Here is a 17,302-nt window from a genome sequence, read left to right as displayed (position 1 = left end):
GTTATCCCTTTGCCATCTTCAGGCGCGCCGATGCCAGGATCTCCAGGCACAGGTCCTCGTAGCCGATGCCCACCGCACGGGCCGCCATCGGCACCAGCGAGTGCGAGGTCATGCCCGGCGAGGTGTTCACCTCGAGCAGGAAGGGACGCATGTCTTCCTGGCGCACCAGCACGTCGACCCGGCCCCAGCCCTCGCAGCCGAGCGCGCGGTAGGCATGCACGGCGTGGCGCTGGATCTCTTCGGCCAGGTGCGGGTCCAGCTGCGCCGGGCAGTGATAGCGGGTGTCGTCGGTGAAGTACTTGTTCTGGTAGTCGTAGTTGCCTTCCGGCGCCACGATCTCGACGATCGGCAGCGCCCGGGCGTGCTTGCCGGTGCCCAGCACGGCCACGGTGAACTCGCGGCCGGTGACGAATTCCTCGGCCAGCACGACGGCGTCGAAACCGGCGGCCAGGTCGACCGCGGCCTTGAGCTCCTCGGCCTTGTTCACCTTGGTGATGCCGATGGTCGAGCCTTCGAGCGGCGGCTTGACGATCAGCGGCAGGCCGAGCGCCACCAGGACTTCGTCGAGGTCGGTGGACGGATCGATGGTCATGTAGTCCGGGGTCGGGATCTCGTCCATCTTCCAGATCTTCTTGGTGGTGATCTTGTCCATGCCGACGCTCGAGGCCATCACGCCGCTGCCGGTGTACGGGATCCCGAGTTGTTCCAGCGCGCCCTGCAGGCTGCCGTCTTCGCCGTAGCGGCCGTGCAGCGCGATGAAGACGCGGTCGAAGCCTTGCTCGGCCAGTTCGGCCAGGCTCCGGGTGCCGGGATCGAAGGCGTGGGCGTCGACGCCGCGGCTCTTCAGGGCGTTCAGCACGCCGGTGCCGGACATGATCGATACGTCACGCTCGGCGGAACGACCGCCGAAGAGCACGCCGACCTTGCCGAAGGAAGCCGGGTCGAAGGTAGAGGTGGTTGCGTTCGGGGTATTCACAGCGTCAAGCCTTTGCATTGGTCAGTTGGTGCGGGACGCCGCTGATCGAGCCGGCGCCCATGGTGAGGACGACGTCGCCGTCGCGCGCCACCTTCAGGATGGCGGCGGGCATGTCGGCGATCGCCTCCACGAAAATCGGTTCCAGCGTGCCGCCGGTGCGCAGCGCGCGCGCCAGGGCGCGGCCGTCGGCGGCCACGATCGGCGCTTCGCCGGCCGGATACACGTCGGCCAGCAGCAGCACATCCGGCGTGGCCAGCACCTTGACGAAGTCCTCGAACAGGTCGCGCGTGCGGCTGTAGCGGTGCGGCTGGAAAGCCAGCACCAGGCGGCGCCCCGGATAGGCGGCGCGCGCGGCGGCCAGGGTCACGTCAAGCTCGACCGGATGGTGGCCGAAGTCGTCCACCAGGGTGAAGCTGCCGCCGCCGGGCAGGCCGACTTCGCCGTAGCGGGTGAAGCGGCGGCCGACGCCGCTGAAATTCTGCAGGCCCAGGTTGGTCGCTTCGTCGTCGAGGCCGATCTCGCGCGCGATCGCGATTGCCGAGCAGGCGTTGAGCACGTTGTGCATGCCGGGCTGGTTGAGCACGAACTTCGTATCCGGGTAGCCCTGCTGGCGCACGGTGAAATGCATCTGCACCCCGACGGCATGGGCATCGAAGGCGCGTACTTCGGCCTCCGCCGAGAAGCCGTAGGTCGTCACCGGCTTGGTCACCTGCGGCAGGATCGCGCGCACGTGCGGATCGTCGATGCACAGCATGGCGCGGCCGTAGAACGGCAGGCGGTGGGTGAAGTTCACGAACGCGGCCTTGAGCTTCTCGAAGTCGTGCTCGTAGGTCTCCATGTGGTCGGCGTCGATGTTGGTGATCACCTCGATCATCGGCGACAGGTTCAGGAAGGAAGCATCCGACTCGTCGGCTTCGGCCACGATGTAGTCGCCCGCGCCCAGTTTGGCGTTGGCGCCGGCCGCGGTGAGTTTCCCGCCGATGACGAAGGTCGGATCCAGGCCGCCCTGGGCCAGCACCGAGGCCACCAGGCTGGTGGTGGTGGTCTTGCCATGGGTGCCGGCGATCGCGATGCCGCGCTTCAGGCGCATCAGTTCGCCGAGCATGATCGCGCGCGGCACCACCGGCACCTTGGCGGCACGGGCAGCGACCACTTCCGGGTTGGCTTCGTTGACGGCGGTCGAGGTCACGACCACGTCAGCGCCGACCACGTGCTCGCTCGAATGGCCGACGTGGACGCGCGCACCCAGTTCCGCCAGGCGCTGGCTGGCCGCATTGCTGGCCAGGTCCGAACCCGACACCTTGTAGCCGAGGTTGAGCAGCACTTCGGCGATGCCGCTCATGCCGCTGCCGCCGATACCGACGAAATGGATATTCTTGATCTTGTGTTTCATAAGTTCGCCAGTTGTTCCAGTTCCCGCGCGATGGCCTCGTTGGCGTCGCGCTTGCCCACGGTGTGCGCCGACCTGGCCATCGCCAGGCAGTCTTCGCGCGTGGTCGTTTGCAGCAGGCTCGCCAAGCGCTGCGGATTCAGTTCGCCCTGCGGCAGGTGGACGGCCGCTTTCTGTTCATGCATCCAGATCGCGTTGTCGCGCTGGTGGCCCGTGGTGCTGGCGACAAAGGGCACCAGCACGCTGGCCACGCCCGCCGCCGTCAGCTCCGACACCGTGATCGCGCCGGCGCGGCAGATCACCAGGTCGGCGTTCGCATAGCTTGCGGCCATGTCGTCGATGAAATCGACCACATTGGCGTCGACGCCCGCTTGCGCATAGGCGGCGCGCAGCGCGTCGATGTTTTTCTTGCCCGACTGGTGGGTCACGATCGGACGCGCCGCAGGGTCGATCATCGCCAGTGCCGCCGGCACGCTGTCGTTGAGCACCTTGGCGCCCAGGCTGCCGCCCACCACCAGCACGCGCAGCGGGCCGGAGCGGCCGGCGAAACGTTCGGCGGGCGCCGGCAGGTCGAGGATCTGCTGGCGCACCGGGTTGCCGGTGACCACCGCCTTGCCGGCGGCCTTGCCGAAATCGGCCGGAAAGCCGAACAGCACGCGCTGGGCGATCGGGGCCAGGGTCTTGTTCGACAGCAGCAGCGCGGCATCGGCATTCACCAGCGCCAGCGGCACGCCCCGGGTGCGCGCCATCATCCCGCCCGGCACCGTCACGTAGCCGCCCATGCCCAGCACCACGTCGGGCTTGCGCTGGGCAAGGTAGCGGCGGCAGGCCAGGAAGCTGGCCGCCATCTTGAACGCGCCTTTCACGGTGTGCCCGATGCCCTTGCCGCGCAGGCCGGCGAAGTCGATGCTGTCCATCGGGATGCCTGCCTTCGGCACCAGCTCGGTTTCCATGCCGTGCGCGGTGCCCAGCCACGACACTTCCCAGCCGCGCGCGCGCATGGTCTGCGCGATCGCGATGCCGGGGAAGATGTGGCCGCCGGTGCCGGCCGCCATGATCATCAGCCTCTTCATGTCCGGCCTCCGCGCATGCGCACCCGGTTCTCGTAGTCGATCCGCAGCAGGATCGCCAGGCCGACGCAGTTGAACAGCACGCCCGAACCGCCGAAGCTCATGAGCGGCAGGGTCAGGCCCTTGGTCGGCAGCAGGCCAAGGTTCACGCCCATGTTGATGAAGGTCTGGGTGCCGATCCAGATGCCGATGCCTTTCGCGGCCAGGCCGGCGAAGATCTGGTCGAGGGCGATCGCCTGGCGGCCGATGTCGAAGGCGCGTTTCACCAGCCAGTAGAACATCGCGATCGCGACCAGCACGCCGGCCAGGCCGAGTTCCTCGCCGATCACCGCCATGATGAAGTCGGTGTGCGCTTCCGGCAGGTAGAACAGCTTCTCGACGCTGCCGCCCAGGCCGACGCCGAAGATTTCGCCGCGCCCGAAGGCGATCAGCGAGTGGGTCAGCTGGTAGGCCTTGTCCAGCGCGTTGCCCTGTTCCCAGGGGTCGAGGTAGGCGAACATGCGGGCGCGGCGGAAGGGCGAGAGCGCGATGATCGTGCTGAAGATCAGCACCAGCAGCGCGCCGATGCCGCCGAACCAGACGATGTTGATCCCGCCCAGGAACAGGATGCCCATGGCGATGCAGACGATCACGCCGAAGGCGCCCAGGTCCGGCTCGAGCAGCAGCAGCATGCCGACCAGGCCGATCGCGACCATCATCGGCAGGAAGCCCTTGGTCAGCTTGTGCATGTATTCCTGCTTGCGCACCGTGAAGTCGGCGGCGTACAGCACCGCCGCGATCTTCATGATCTCGGACGGCTGCAGGTTCATGATCTTCAGCGGCAGCCAGCGGCGCGCGCCATTGACCGACACGCCGATCCCGGGGATCAGCACGATGATCAACAGCACCAGCGTGCCGATGAACATCATCGGCGCCCACTTCTGCCACAGCGCGACCGGCACCTGGAAGGCAACGGCGGCGGCGGCCATCGAGACGCCGATGTACATCATCTGGCGGTACAGGAAGTATTCGTTCTTGTCGTTCAGGTAGGCGAACTTGGGCGAGTCCGGCAGCGCGATCGAGGCCGAATACACCATCACCAGGCCGAACATCATCAGCAGGACGGTGACCCAGACCAGCGGCTGGTCGTAGTCCATCATCTTCGACGGACGGCTGCGCGCCGCTATGCTCGCGTCGCTGCTCGATCCGGAGAACTTGAACGGGATCTGGAACGGCATCAGATTTCCTGTCCTTTGTCGAGGGCGATGTCGCGCACGGCGGCGACGAACACCTGCGCGCGGTGCGCGTAGTTGGTGAACATGTCGAGGCTGGCGCAGGCCGGCGACAGCAGCACCGCGTCGCCCGGGCGCGCCAGGCCGGCGGCGCGCTGCACCGCTTCCGGCAGGCCCGGGAGGTCGAACACCGGCACCCCGGTCGGCTCGATCGCGGCGCGCACGCTTGGGGCGTCGCGGCCGATCAGCAGCACGGCGCGCACGTAGCGCGAGCTTGGTGCGGCGAGCGGTGCGAAATCCTGTCCCTTGCCGTCGCCGCCGGCGATCAGGAGGATCTGCTGGTCTTCGCCCGCGAAGGCTTTGCCGAGCCCTTCCAGCGCGGCCACGGTAGCGCCCACATTGGTGCCCTTGCTGTCGTCGTAGTAGTCGACGCCGTCGATGCTGGCGACCAGCTCCACGCGGTGTGGCTCGCCCGCGTAGTCGCGCAGGCCGTGCAGCAGCGGCGCCAGCGGCAGGCCGCAGGCGCGGCACAGGGCCAGCGCGGCCAGCGCGTTGGCGGCATTGTGCAGGCCGCGGATCTTGAGGGCGTCGGCCGGCATCAGGCGGCTGACGCTGACTTCCGGCGGCGGGGCAAGCTCGCCCTTCTTGCGTTTTTTGGGCAGCTCGTCGTCGAGCGCCACGGCATTGGCCAGCCACAGCACGCCGCGTTCGCTGACCAGGCCGAAGCTGTTCGGATCGAGCGGTTCGCCGGTGCCGAAGCTGAACACCGGCGCGTCCACCGCGCTCATCCGCATCACGATCGCGTCGTCGCGGTTCAGCACCCGCACGGTATCGGCACCAAAAATGCGCGCCTTGTCGGCCGCATAGGCGTCCATGCCGCCGTGCCAGTCGAGGTGGTCCTGGGTCACGTTCAGCACGGTGGCGGCATCGGCCTGCAGGCTGAAGGTGGTGTGCAGCTGGAAGCTCGACAGTTCGAGCACCCAGGCCTGCGGCAGCTCTTCTTTGTCCAGGCACTCGCGCAGCACGTCGAGCGCGGCCGGGCTGATGTTGCCGGCCACGCGCGTCGTCAATCCGGCGCGGCGGCACAGCAGGCCGGTCAGGCTGGTGACGGTGGTCTTGCCGTTGGTGCCGGTGATGGCGATGACTTTCGGCGCATAGCCGGTTTCCTTGCGCAGGTGCGCGAGCGCCTGCGCGAACAGTTCGATCTCGCCCCACACCGGGATGTTGCGCGCGCGCGCCGCGGGAGTGATGTGCGCGAGTTCACGGTCCGGCGCCAGGCCCGGACTGACCGCGACGAAGTCGATTCCGTCGAGCAGGGCTTCGCCGAACTCCCCACCCGTGAAGTCGGCGTTCGGCACCGCCTGGCGCAGGGCGAATAGGCGCTGCGGCTCGGTGCGCGTGTCGGCCACGCGCACGCGCGCGCCGCAACGTGCCAGCCATTGCGCCATCGCCAGCCCGGATTCACCCAGGCCCAGCACCAGTGCGGATTTGCCTTCGTAGTTCATGTCTTAGCGCAGCTTCAGGGTAGACAAGCCAACCAGGACCAGCATCATGGTCACGATCCAGAAGCGGACCACGACCTTGGTTTCCTTCCAACCCTTTTGCTCGAAATGGTGGTGCAGCGGCGCCATCAGGAATACGCGGCGCCCGGCGCCGTAGCGCTTCTTGGTGTACTTGAACCAGCTCACCTGGATGATCACCGACAGGGTCTCGGCCACGAACACGCCGCCCATGATGAACAGGACGATTTCCTGGCGCACGATGACGGCGATGGTGCCGAGCGCGCCGCCCAGCGCCAGCGCGCCGACGTCGCCCATGAACATCTGGGCGGGGTGCGCATTGAACCAGAGGAAGGCCAGGCCCGCGCCCGCCATCGCGCCGCAGAAGATCAGGAGTTCGCCGGCGCCCGGGATGTAGGGGATGAACAGGTACTTCGAGAAGGTCACGCTGCCGGTCAGGTAGGCGAACAGGCCGAGGGCGCCGCCGACCATCACGGTCGGCATGATCGCCAGGCCGTCGAGGCCGTCGGTGAAGTTGACCGCGTTCGACGAGCCGACGATGACGCAGTAGGTCAGCGCGATGAAGCCCCACACGCCCATCGGATAGCTGATCGACTTGAAGAACGGGACGATCAGGTCGGCCTTGGGCGGCAGGGTCATCGAGAAGCCCGACTGCACCCACGCGTAGAACAGCTGCAGCACTTCCCAGGGATTCTCGGCCGAGACCGAGAATGCCAGGTACAGGGCCGAGGCGATGCCGATCAGCGACATCCAGAAATACTTTTCGCCCGAACGCATGCCTTCCGGGTCCTTGTAGACCACCTTGCGGTAGTCGTCGACCCAGCCGACGGCGCCGAAGCCCATGGTCACGACCAGCACCGGCCAGATCAGGCGGTTCGACAGGTCGCACCACAGCAGGGTCGAGACGCCGATCGCAATCAGGACCAGCACGCCGCCCATGGTGGGGGTGCCGTGCTTGGCCAGGTGGGTCTGCGGACCGTAGGTACGCACGGCCTGGCCGACCTTCAGGGCGGTCAGCTTGCGGATCACGGCCGGACCGCAGATCAGGCCAATGGTGATCGCGGTGATGGTCGCGAAGACCGCGCGGAAGGTAATGTAGTTGAATACACGCAGCGGACCGATGTAGTCCTGGAAGTATTGGGCGAGCCAGAGAAGCATGTTAGTGGGCGTCCTTGTTGCCAGTGGTAGTTGATCCGGTCAGGTGCTGGACCACGCGCTCCATCTTCATGAAGCGCGAGCCCTTCACCAGCACAGTCGCGTCGCATTTGGCACCTGCGTTGCCGCCCAGAGTTACATCCAGTGCTGCCAATAAATCGTCGAACTGCTCGTAATGCCGTGCTCCCGACGCGCCCATGGAGCGCGTCAGTTCGCCAGTGGCGAGCACGTGTTCGATGCCGCGCGCGCGCGCGTAGGCACCGACTTCTTCGTGAAACTCTTTTCCCTGCGTGCCGACTTCGCCCATGTCGCCGGCCACCAGGATGCGCGGGGCCGGATACGCCGCCAGCACGTCGATCGCGGCGCGCATCGAGTCCGGGTTGGCGTTATAGGTGTCGTCGATGACGGTGGCGCCGTTCGCGGCCTGCTTGCGCTGCAGGCGCCCGCCGACCGGGGCGAAGGACTCGAGGCCGCGCACGATGGCGTCCTGCGCGATGCCGGCGGCCAGGGTGGAGGCGATCGCCGCCAGCGCGTTGCGCACGTTGTGCTCGCCCGCGGCGGCCAGCGTCACGGTGAACTGCGCGTCGCCGGCCGTCACCTGAAGTTCGTTGCCGAAGCCGGTGGAGGTGTAGCTCGCGCGCACGTCGCAGGCCTGGCTCAGGCCGAAGCTCAGCACCCGGCACCTGGCCAGCGAGCGCCACAGCTCGGTATAGGTATCGTCGCCCGGGAACACCGCCACGCCGTCCGGCGGCAGCGCCGCCAGCACCGAGCCGTTCTCGCGCGCCACCGCTTCCACGGTGTGCATGAATTCCTGGTGCTCGCGCTGGGCGTTGTTGACCATCGCCACCGTGGGCGCGGCGATCGCGGCCAGGCGGCCGATTTCGCCCGGATGGTTCATGCCCATCTCGATCACGGCCGCGCGCTGCGCGGCGTCCAGCCGGAACAGGGTCAGCGGCACGCCGATCTCGTTGTTCAGGTTGCCCTGGGTGGCCAGGCGGGCACTTTCGCCGAAGGCCGCGGCCAGGATCGACGCGATCATTTCCTTGACCGTGGTCTTGCCGTTCGAGCCGGTCACGCCGATCACGGGAATGGCGAACTGGCTGCGCCAGGCATGGGCGATGCGGCCCAGCGCCACGAGCGTATCGGGCACCACGATGGCCGGCAGCGTCCAGCCTGCGGGCAGCTTGTGCAGCGCGTTTTCGTTGACGACGACCGCGGCCACGCCGCGCGCGGCGACCTGGCCGAGGAAGTCGTGCGCATCGAAGCTCTCTCCCTTGAGCGCGACGAACAGCGCGCCGCCCGCCGCCGTACGGCTGTCGGTCGACACGCCGTCGAAGGCGAGGTCGCCGCCGACGAGCCGTGCACCCGGGATCGCGGCGACCAGTTGTGCAAGCGTTGCGCGCATCAGTGGGTCCTCATCATGGTGAGCCGCGCGGTCAATGCCAGCGAAGCATGGTCGGCATCGGAAAACGGGAGTTTCTTGCCCTTGATCTCCTGGTAGGGCTCGTGCCCCTTCCCTGCCAGCAGGATCACGTCCTGCTTGCCGGCGTTCTTCACGGCCAGCAGGATCGCGGTGGCGCGGTCTTCCACGGCCTGGAAGCTGTCGCTGCCGCGCTGCTCGATGCCGGCCACGATCTGGGCGATGATGTGGGCCGGCTCTTCGCTGCGCGGGTTGTCGCTGGTGACCAGGATGTGGTCGGCCGCCTGGGCGGCCGCACCCATCTGCGGGCGCTTGCCCGGGTCGCGGTCGCCGCCGCAGCCGAACACGCACCACAGCTGGCCGCCGCGTTCCTCGGCCACCTGGCGCAGGGCTTCCAGGGTCTTTTCCAGCGCGTCCGGGGTGTGCGCGTAGTCGATCACGACCATCGGCGCGTCCTGGCCGCCGAGCTGCTGCATGCGGCCCGGGGCCGGCAGCAGCGCTTCGATGGCCTCCACCGCGGCCTTGAGCGCCACGCCCTTGGCCAGCAGCGCGCCCAGCACCGCCAGCGCGTTGCTGACGTTGAAGCGGCCGACCAGCCGGGTCTTCACGCTCGCGCTGCCGGCCGGGGTGTCGATGGCGAATTCGGTCCCTGCGTGACGGCTGCGCATGTTCGACGCGCGCAGGATGGCGACGCCCTCGATGGCGGGCTGCCCGGCCTCGCCCTGCAGGGTGTAACCGGTGACCGGCAGCTGGGGAACATGCCGGCGCAGGTGCGCCACCAGGCGCAGGCCGGCCGGATCGTCCAGGTTGACGACGGCGTGCTTGAGGCCTTCCCACTCGAACAGCCGCAGCTTGGCCGCCTCGTACGCCTCCATGCTGCCATGGAAGTCGAGATGGTCGCGGGTCAGGTTGGTGAAGATGGCGACGTCGAAATGCATGCCGGCGGCGCGATCCTGCACCAGGCCGATGGACGAGACTTCGATTGCCAGCGCGCCCACCTGCTGCGCGCGCAGGTCGGCCAGCGTCTGCGCCAGCAGCACGGCGTCCGGCGTGGTGTAGCCGGTGGCATCGAACGCGGACTCGGCGCGGGCTTTGACGATGCCGACACCGAGCGTGCCGATCACCGCAGCAAGCTCGCCCAGGCGCGCCAGCGCCTGGCCGATCCATACCGCGCAGGAGGTCTTGCCGTTGGTGCCGGTGACGCCGACCGTGAACATGCCGGCATCCGGGTGCTGCAGCACGCCATGGGCGATCGGGCCCGCGCTCTTTTTCAGGTCGGGCACGCCGAGGTGGGGCACGCCCTGCGCCTGGTCCCAGTCGAAACCGTTTTCTTCATACACGACGGCGGCCGCGCCGGCGTCGATGGCGGCGGCGATGTAGCGGCGGCCGTCGGATGCCTCGCCCGGATAGGCGAAGAACACGTCTCCCTTGCCCACGCGGCGGGAGTCGGAAACGAGTCGGCCGCCTGGCGCGGCGGCGCGAATCCAATCGCAGATGTCGTTCAGGCGCATCGCCATCACAAGCTCTCCTCGACCGGTTCTTCCGGAATGATGATGTCGGTGATCGATGAGTCGGGCGGCACGTTGGCGGCCCGCAGGGCATTGGCCGCCAGGTCGGCGGCGGTCGGCGCGGCGACGCTGCCGCCGGTCCGGAAGGCGCCGTGCGGGTTGTCGATCATGACCGCGATGATGAAGCGCGGCTTGGACATGGGGGCGACGCCGACGAAGTAGCCGATGTTGTCGGTCCGCGAGTAGCGGCCGTTGACGATCTTTTCGGCGGTGCCGGTCTTGCCGCCGATGCGGTAGCCCGGCACCTGGGCCTTGGAGGCGGTGCCTTCCGGGCTGACCACGGATTCGAGCATGGTGCGCACCTGGGCCGCGGTCTTGGGCGAGATCACCTGCTGGCCGACCGGCTTCTCGTCCACCTTCAGGAAGGACAGCGGGATGATGTCGCCGTTGCGGGCGAAGATCATGTAGGAGCGCGCCATCTGCAGCAGCGACACCGACAGGCCGTGGCCGAAAGCCATGTTGGCGTATTCGATCGGACGCCACGATTTCCATGGACGCACGCGGCCGGCGGTGGCGCCCGGGAAGCCGAAGCGCGGCGACTGGCCGTAGCCCAGCTTGGTATACAGCTCCCACATTTCCTGCGGCGGGATCAGCTGCGAGATCTTGACCACCCCGACGTTCGAGGACTTCTGGATGATGCCGCTGACGTTGCGCACGCCGTAGTTGTGGGTATCGCGGATGCGCCTGCCGGTCACCACCATGTAGCCGGGATTGGTGTCGAACACGGTGTCCGGGGTGATCCGCCTGGTTTCGAGGCCGAGCGCCACCGTCATCGGCTTGATGGTCGAGCCGGGCTCGAAGGTGTCGGTGATGACGCGGTTGCGCAGCTGCGCGCCGGTCAGCTTGGAGCGGTCGTTCGGGTTGTAGGTCGGGTAGTTGGCCATGGCCAGCACTTCGCCGGTCTCGACGTCGAGCACCACCGCGCCGCCGGCCTGGGCGTTGAACTTCTCGACCGCGTTCTTGACGCTGGTGAAGGCGATGTATTGCAGCTTGCTGTCCACCGCCAGGGTCAGGTCCTTGCCCTCGTGCGGCTCGCGGAACATGCCCAGGTCTTCGGCGATGTGGCCGAGGCGGTCGCGGATCACGCGGCGGCTGCCCGGCACGCCCATCAGCGCCTTCTGGTGGAACAGCTCCATGCCTTCCTGGCCCTTGTCCTCGATGCTGGTGAAGCCCACCAGGTGGGTCATCACTTCGCCCTGCGGGTAGTAGCGCTTGTATTCCTTGCGGGTGTCGATGCCGTCGAGCTTGAGCTTCTCGATCTGCTCGACCGTGTCCATTTCGACCTGGCGCTTCAGGTAGACGTAGTTACGCTTCGGATCGAGCTTGGCGCGCAACTCGGATTCCGGCATCCCGAGCAGGCGCGCCAGTTCGGCCAGCTTCTCGCGCGGCTCGGTCAGCATTTCTTTCGGGAAGGCGGCCACCGATTTCACCGGCAGCGAAGACGCCAGCACCTGGCCGTGGCGGTCCACGATCCGGCCGCGCGCGGCCGGCAGTTCGACCACCCGCTCGTAGCGGCTCTTGCCCTGCTTCTGCAGGAACTGGGTCGACACGCCCTGCAGCCAGAGCGCGCGCACGGCCAGCGCGGCGAAGGCTGCGAACATGACGAACAGCACCAGGCGCGAACGCCAGTTGGGGACGTTCACGGCCAGGACCGGGCTCTTCGAGAAAGCCACGCCCTTGGAGGCGGCCACGCGCCCGGTGCTGCTGCGACGTTCGGCGCGGCTCATCGCTCCCCTTCCGTCAGGTATTGGGTACGGGCCGGGCTCAGGGGGGCCATGTTCAGGCTGGTGCGTGCGATCTGTTCGATGCGTTCGTTCTTGCCGAGCGTGGACTGGTCGAGCTGGAGCTGGGCCCAGTCGATCTCGAGCTGGCGCTCGTGCTGGTTCAGGCGTTCGAGCTCGATCAGCAGGTGGCGCGACTGGTAACGCGCGTTCACCACCGACAGGGCGCAGCCGACCACCGCCACCGTCAGCACGATGTTCAGCTTGACGCTCATGCCCGCACTCCGAGGCGTTCGGCCACGCGCAGCACCGCCGAGCGGGCGCGCGGATTGGCGCCGACTTCCGCGTCCGACGGTTTCATCTTGGTGATCAGTTTCATCAGGGGCTGCGGCAGGTCGACGGCGCGGATCGGCAGCCGGCGGTCCGGCTGCGCCACCTTGGCCTTCGAGGCCAGGAACTGCTTGACCATGCGGTCTTCCAGCGAGTGGAAGCTGATCACGGACATGCGCGCCCCCGGCGCCAGCATCGCGTAGGCGGCGCTCAGACCTGCTTCGAGGTCTTCAAGCTCTTTATTGATGAAAATCCGGACAGCCTGAAAGGTCCGGGTGGCCGGATCCTTGCCTTTTTCGCGAGTTTTGACCGTGTCTGCCACGATTGCGGCAAGCTCTCGTGTGGTCGAAATTGGCTGGACTGCGCGGCGAGCAACAATCGCCTTTGCAATCTGGAAAGCAAACCGCTCTTCTCCATAATCTCTTATCACCTTTTCCAATTGTTGTTCCGACGCGCTGGCCAGCCATTCGGCCGCCGACATCCCGCGCGTGGTATCCATGCGCATGTCGAGCGGGCCGTCCTGGCGGAAGCTGAATCCGCGCGTGGCGTCGTCCACCTGGGGCGACGAAATGCCAAGGTCCAGCAGGATGCCGTCCACCTGGCTGATGCCGCGCGCGGCCAGCGCGTCGAACATCGTGGCAAAACTGTCATGCACGATCGTGAAGCGCGGATCGTCCACGGTTTCCGCGGTGGCGATCGCCTGCGGATCCTTGTCGAACGCGATCAGGCGCCCCTGCGGGCCCAGGCGCGACAGGATCAGCCGGCTATGACCGCCGCGGCCGAAGGTGCCGTCTATATAAGTACCGTTCATGCGCTCGGCCGTCAGGTCGAGCGCATCGACTGCTTCGTCCAGCAGCACCGTGCGATGCTCGAATGCAGGCACCGTGGTTGTTTCCGTCATCGGCGCCTCAGAAGGAGAAATTGGAAAGGACATCGGGCATGCCGCCGGCCACGGCCTCGGCTTCGCTTTCGGCAAGCTTGGCGGCATCCCAGATCTCGAAATGCGTGCCCATGCCCAGCATCATGACTTCTTTCTCCAAACCCACGGCGGCGCGCAGTTCGGGCGAAATCAGCACCCGCCCTGCACTGTCCAACTCGACATCGCACGCATTACCAAGGAAAATGCGCTGCCACGCACGGGCCGACATCGGCCAGGCGGCGATCTGCTCGCGATGCTGTTCCCACACCGGACGCGGGAAGAACAGCAGGCAGCCGTGCGGATGCTTGGTCAGGGTCATCCGGCCCTCGCACTGGACCGCGAGGGCGTCACGATGCTTTGCCGGAATCGACATCCTGCCTTTTGCATCGAGATTGATCGCTGACGCGCCCTGGAACACGACTTTACCTAGTCTGGAGAATTATCAATTTAGAATTTTTTGGCCGCTTGGGGTCCCGGAAATCCCCCACAATTCGACACTTTTTCACACTGTTTCCCACTTTATTGGAATCAATGTTGGTGGTCAAGCGAATTCACGCTTGGCAAATCTGAATTTGTCTAATGAAACCAAGGACTTAGCGACGTCCATTGCAAGAAGCTCAAGCTAAAATGTCTCCTAAATCAGTCACTTAGGAAACGGATTGAAGGTTGGACCTCAGTTGTAAAGACAAGCTTTCCGTTTGATTAAGCTCATATCAGGGGGCTGACTTTTTTCAATGCAATAAAAGTTTCTTTGCAGAATTGAGGCGCTGCGGATTGGCGGCGCTCGGCTGGAAGCGTTAGGATCGAGCCAAGGCAAGGCCCTGCTTCTGCTACAAGGAGACAGCCGTGAGCATCACACTCGCCCGGACCTGCGCGGTCTACGACCTGATCGAAGTGCAGGAAGCGCTCGACCGCAGCCGCGGCCGCTCCCCGGAACTCGACGCATTCTACGAGCGCATGCTCGAGACCGGGGCCGAGCGCTTCGTCACCAAGCCCTCATCGATCGCCGCCCTCGATCCGCTGTTCGAGGAATGTCCCAATTTCGAGGAAGTCCTGGACGACCTGGCCCGCTACCTGGCATTGGCGCATGCGGGCGACCGGGGCTTCAATGTCATGCCGATCCTGCTGCTGGGCGGCCCCGGCGTGGGCAAGACCCACTTTGCCCGGCGCCTGGCGCGGGTCATGCAGACCGAATGCGAGCTGATCAGCATGAATGCGCTGTCGGCCGGCTTCGTCATCACCGGCAGCTCGGCCAGCTGGCGCGGCGCGAAATGCGGCAAGGTGGCCGAGCGCCTGGTGCGGGGACAGTACGCCAACCCCCTGATCGTGCTGGACGAAGTGGAAAAGGCGAGCGGCTCCACCCAGTCCGATCCGCTCGCCGCCCTGTATCAGTTGCTGGAACCGGAAACGGCCAGCGCCTTCCGCGACGAATTCATCGACGTCGAGATCGACGCCTCGCAGATCTTCTGGGTCCTGACCGCCAATTCGGTCGAAGGCATCCCCCACCCGCTGCTCAACCGGATGGCGGTGTACGAGGTGCCGACCCCCACCCAGGCGCAGGCGGCCGGGATCGCCCAGCGCATGTATGCCGGACTGCTGGACGAACTGAACCTGGCCGCCTTCGATCCGCGCCTGGCGGACGTGGTGCTGGACAAGCTGGTGGGCGTATCGCCGCGCGACCTGCGCAAGACCCTGCTCGACGGCCTGGGCCATGCGGTGGCCGCCGGGCGCGAACGCGTGCGCGTGGACGATATCCGGATGAAGCCGACGCCGGGCAAGGGGCGGATCGGCTTCTGAATGCGGCCCGCGTCAGGATCGATGCGCCTCGAGGGCCGTGGCGCGGCGGTCCATGCCGTCTTTCGGCATGTCCGGCCGGCCTGCACCCCGGCGGCGCACCGCGGCCAGGTCGCGCGCCAGCTGGCCCACGAAGCAGCCGTTGCACAGGCCGAGCAGGCCGCACACGCCGGCCGCGAACGCGATGTTGCTTGCCATTGCGGGCCGGATCGCCAGCAGCACGGCCAGGACGTACTTGATGAGGAAGATGGCCACCATCAAGACCAGCGGCGCCCAGCTGCCGCGCAGGCGCAGCGTGGGCGATGTCGGGCCCGGGGCGACGCCGCTGCGGCCGAAGCTCCAGCGCTGCAGCGCGGCGGCGCCGATGCCGGCGGCCCAGGCCAGCATCCCCACGCCGGCCACGCCGAACTGCATCGCGATCGACTGCAGCGCCAGCACCAGCATCAGCACCGGCACCACCAGCATCCGGGGGACGGTGACGTCGCGATCGCGCGAGGCGAGCACGCCGCGGTAGATCAGGAAGGCGAGGATCGCCCAGACATGGACAGGGGTGTTGGCGAGGATGTGCTGCAGCATGGCCGGCTCCGGAAGGTGGTCGATGCATCCACCTTAGCGACGCCGCGCAACAGGCTGGCCGGTTTGCGACGAACGGTTGCCGGGCGGCGCGAACTGCGGCGCGGCGGCGCGAAGCGTGTCACGCCTGCGCCCAGTCCTTGGCGTGTTCCACCGCGCGCGCCCAGCGCGCCATCAGTTCGGCGCGGCGCCCGGCGTCCATCGCGGGCTCGAAGCGCCGTTCGACCTGCCACTGGCGCGCGATGTCCTCGACGCTTTCCCAGTAGCCCACCGCCAGCCCGGCCAGGTAGGCCGCGCCCAACGCCGTGGTCTCGGTAACGCGCGGCCGCAGCACCGGAATGCCCAGCAGGTCGGCCTGGAACTGCATCAAGAGGTCGTTGCGGGCGGCGCCGCCGTCGGCGCGCATTTCCAGGACCGCGCAGGCCGCGTCCTTCTGCATCGCGGCCAGCAGTTCGGCGCTCTGGAAGGCGATCGCCTCGACCGCAGCGCGGGCGATGTGGCCGGCGTTCGTGCCGCGCGTCATGCCGACGATGGCGCCGCGCGCGTATTGGTCCCAGTGCGGCGCGCCCAGGCCGGTAAAGGCCGGCACCAGCATCACCCCGCCGCTGCTTGGTACGCTCAGGGCCAGCGCTTCGACGTCAGCGGACTGCTTGATGATGCCGAGCCCGTCGCGCAGCCACTGCACGGTGGCGCCGCCCATGAAGACGCTGCCTTCCAACAGATAATCGGTAGACGGCGCGGTGGCGCCAATGGTCCAGCCGACGGTCGACAGCAGCCGGTTGTGCGACACCGGCGGCGTGTCGCCGGCATGCATCAGCATGAAACAGCCGGTGCCGTAGGTGTTCTTGACCAGCCCCTTGCGGTGGCAGGCCTGGCCAAAGGTGGCGGCCTGCTGGTCGCCGGCGATGCCGGCGATCGGCACCGCCGCGCCGAACCATTCCTCGGCCGCCAGCGCCACTACCTCGGAACTGGCGACCACTTCCGGCAGCACCGCGGCCGGAATGCCGAACATAGCCAGCAGCGCCTCGTCCCAGCGCAGGGACTGGATATTGAAGAGCATCGTGCGCGATGCGTTGCCGACGTCGGTGACGTGGCGTCCGCACAGGCGGTACACCAGCCAGCTGTCGATGGTGCCGAAGGCGAGCTCGCCGCGCTCCGCACGGGCGCGTAGGCCCGGGACCTGCGCGAGCAGCCATTGCAGCTTGGTGGCGGAAAAATAGGCATCGAGCTCGAGGCCGGTGCGCTGCCGGATGTCGGGAGCGCGCCCCTGTTCGCGCAGGCGGTCGCAGATGGCGGCGGTGCGCCGGTCCTGCCAGACGATGGCGCGCGCCACCGGCTCGCCGGTGGCGCGGTCCCACAGCACGGTGGTCTCGCGCTGGTTGGCGATGCCGATCGCGGCCAGCTGGCGGCCGTCGACGCCGGCCTGGCGCAAGGCTTCGCGCGCGCAGGCGAGCTGGCTGTGCCAGATGTCGAGCGCGTCGTGCTCGACCCATCCGGGCTGGGGAAAGTGCTGGGGATATTCGTGCTGGCTGCACGCGACCGGCAGGCCGGCATGGTCGAACAGGATGGCGCGCGAGCTGGTGGTGCCCTGGTCGAGCGCCAGGATGAATTTCTGCATCGATGACTCCGCCGGGGCGCCCGGCCCGGCGGCGCCG

Annotated in this window: 15 protein-coding genes; 1 reads left to right on the top strand and 14 read right to left on the bottom strand. The window is 67.3% G+C overall.

Annotated features, from left to right (window positions below; genetic code table 11):
• Position 1: 1 nt before the first annotated feature.
• The 12 genes from IM543_05870 to mraZ are packed head-to-tail and all read right to left on the bottom strand — an operon-like array spanning position 2 to position 13,698.
• Entirely contained in the window at positions 2–994 is a 993-nt protein-coding gene (locus tag IM543_05870; GenBank protein QOY95390.1) for a D-alanine--D-alanine ligase, read from the bottom strand.
• Positions 981–2,369, bottom strand: coding sequence for a UDP-N-acetylmuramate--L-alanine ligase (locus tag IM543_05865; GenBank protein QOY95389.1), 1,389 nt, complete (start codon positions 2,367–2,369; stop codon positions 981–983). The genes IM543_05870 and IM543_05865 overlap by 14 nt, the downstream gene beginning before the upstream one ends.
• The gene (gene murG, locus IM543_05860; GenBank protein ID QOY95388.1) at positions 2,366–3,439 is read right to left on the bottom strand and encodes an undecaprenyldiphospho-muramoylpentapeptide beta-N-acetylglucosaminyltransferase; all 1,074 of its coding nucleotides are present in this window, start codon (positions 3,437–3,439) and stop codon (positions 2,366–2,368) included. The genes IM543_05865 and murG overlap by 4 nt, the downstream gene beginning before the upstream one ends.
• Positions 3,436–4,653 carry a putative lipid II flippase FtsW gene (ftsW, locus tag IM543_05855; GenBank protein QOY95387.1) on the bottom strand — a complete coding sequence of 406 codons (1,218 nt, stop codon included), beginning with the start codon at positions 4,651–4,653 and terminating at the stop codon, positions 3,436–3,438. Before ftsW ends, murG begins: the two co-directional genes overlap by 4 nt.
• Positions 4,653–6,152 (bottom strand): UDP-N-acetylmuramoyl-L-alanine--D-glutamate ligase, encoded by a 1,500-nt coding sequence (locus tag IM543_05850; protein ID QOY95386.1) that lies wholly within the window; start codon positions 6,150–6,152, stop codon positions 4,653–4,655. Before IM543_05850 ends, ftsW begins: the two co-directional genes overlap by 1 nt.
• A 3-nt stretch (positions 6,153–6,155) precedes the next feature.
• Complete coding sequence (locus tag IM543_05845) at positions 6,156–7,325, bottom strand: phospho-N-acetylmuramoyl-pentapeptide-transferase (protein ID QOY95385.1); 1,170 nt, start codon at positions 7,323–7,325, stop codon at positions 6,156–6,158.
• Between the two features lies 1 nt (position 7,326).
• Positions 7,327–8,727: a UDP-N-acetylmuramoyl-tripeptide--D-alanyl-D-alanine ligase gene (murF, locus tag IM543_05840; protein QOY95384.1), complete on the bottom strand. Its 1,401-nt coding sequence runs from the start codon at positions 8,725–8,727 to the stop codon at positions 7,327–7,329.
• On the bottom strand, positions 8,727–10,259 hold the full coding sequence (locus tag IM543_05835) for a UDP-N-acetylmuramoyl-L-alanyl-D-glutamate--2,6-diaminopimelate ligase (protein QOY95383.1): 1,533 nt from the start codon (positions 10,257–10,259) through the stop codon (positions 8,727–8,729). Before IM543_05835 ends, murF begins: the two co-directional genes overlap by 1 nt.
• Positions 10,259–12,037: a penicillin-binding protein 2 gene (locus IM543_05830; GenBank protein ID QOY95382.1), complete on the bottom strand. Its 1,779-nt coding sequence runs from the start codon at positions 12,035–12,037 to the stop codon at positions 10,259–10,261. Before IM543_05830 ends, IM543_05835 begins: the two co-directional genes overlap by 1 nt.
• The gene (gene ftsL, locus IM543_05825) at positions 12,034–12,306 is read right to left on the bottom strand and encodes a cell division protein FtsL (protein ID QOY95381.1); all 273 of its coding nucleotides are present in this window, start codon (positions 12,304–12,306) and stop codon (positions 12,034–12,036) included. Before ftsL ends, IM543_05830 begins: the two co-directional genes overlap by 4 nt.
• A complete protein-coding gene (gene rsmH / locus IM543_05820) occupies positions 12,303–13,283 on the bottom strand; it encodes a 16S rRNA (cytosine(1402)-N(4))-methyltransferase RsmH (protein QOY96538.1) in 981 nt (326 codons plus the stop codon). The genes ftsL and rsmH overlap by 4 nt, the downstream gene beginning before the upstream one ends.
• A complete protein-coding gene (gene mraZ / locus IM543_05815; protein ID QOY95380.1) occupies positions 13,270–13,698 on the bottom strand; it encodes a division/cell wall cluster transcriptional repressor MraZ in 429 nt (142 codons plus the stop codon). Before mraZ ends, rsmH begins: the two co-directional genes overlap by 14 nt.
• Positions 13,699–14,126: 428 nt before the next feature.
• Between mraZ and IM543_05810 the strand changes: the two genes are divergently transcribed.
• Positions 14,127–15,077, top strand: coding sequence for an AAA family ATPase (locus IM543_05810; protein QOY95379.1), 951 nt, complete (start codon positions 14,127–14,129; stop codon positions 15,075–15,077).
• A 12-nt stretch (positions 15,078–15,089) separates the two neighbouring features.
• On the opposite strand, the gene IM543_05805 is transcribed toward IM543_05810, so the two are convergent.
• Positions 15,090–15,650: a hypothetical protein gene (locus IM543_05805; GenBank protein ID QOY95378.1), complete on the bottom strand. Its 561-nt coding sequence runs from the start codon at positions 15,648–15,650 to the stop codon at positions 15,090–15,092.
• A 118-nt stretch (positions 15,651–15,768) separates the two neighbouring features.
• Positions 15,769–17,265: a glycerol kinase GlpK gene (glpK, locus tag IM543_05800; protein ID QOY95377.1), complete on the bottom strand. Its 1,497-nt coding sequence runs from the start codon at positions 17,263–17,265 to the stop codon at positions 15,769–15,771.
• Positions 17,266–17,302 lie beyond the last annotated feature (37 nt).

It is taken from the genome of Massilia sp. UMI-21 (assembly GCA_015277795.1).
In the GTDB taxonomy this organism is placed as follows: Bacteria; Pseudomonadota; Gammaproteobacteria; order Burkholderiales; family Burkholderiaceae_D; genus Telluria.
Note: the sequence above shows the minus strand (reverse complement) of the source record. Positions and strands in the feature narration are given on the sequence as shown.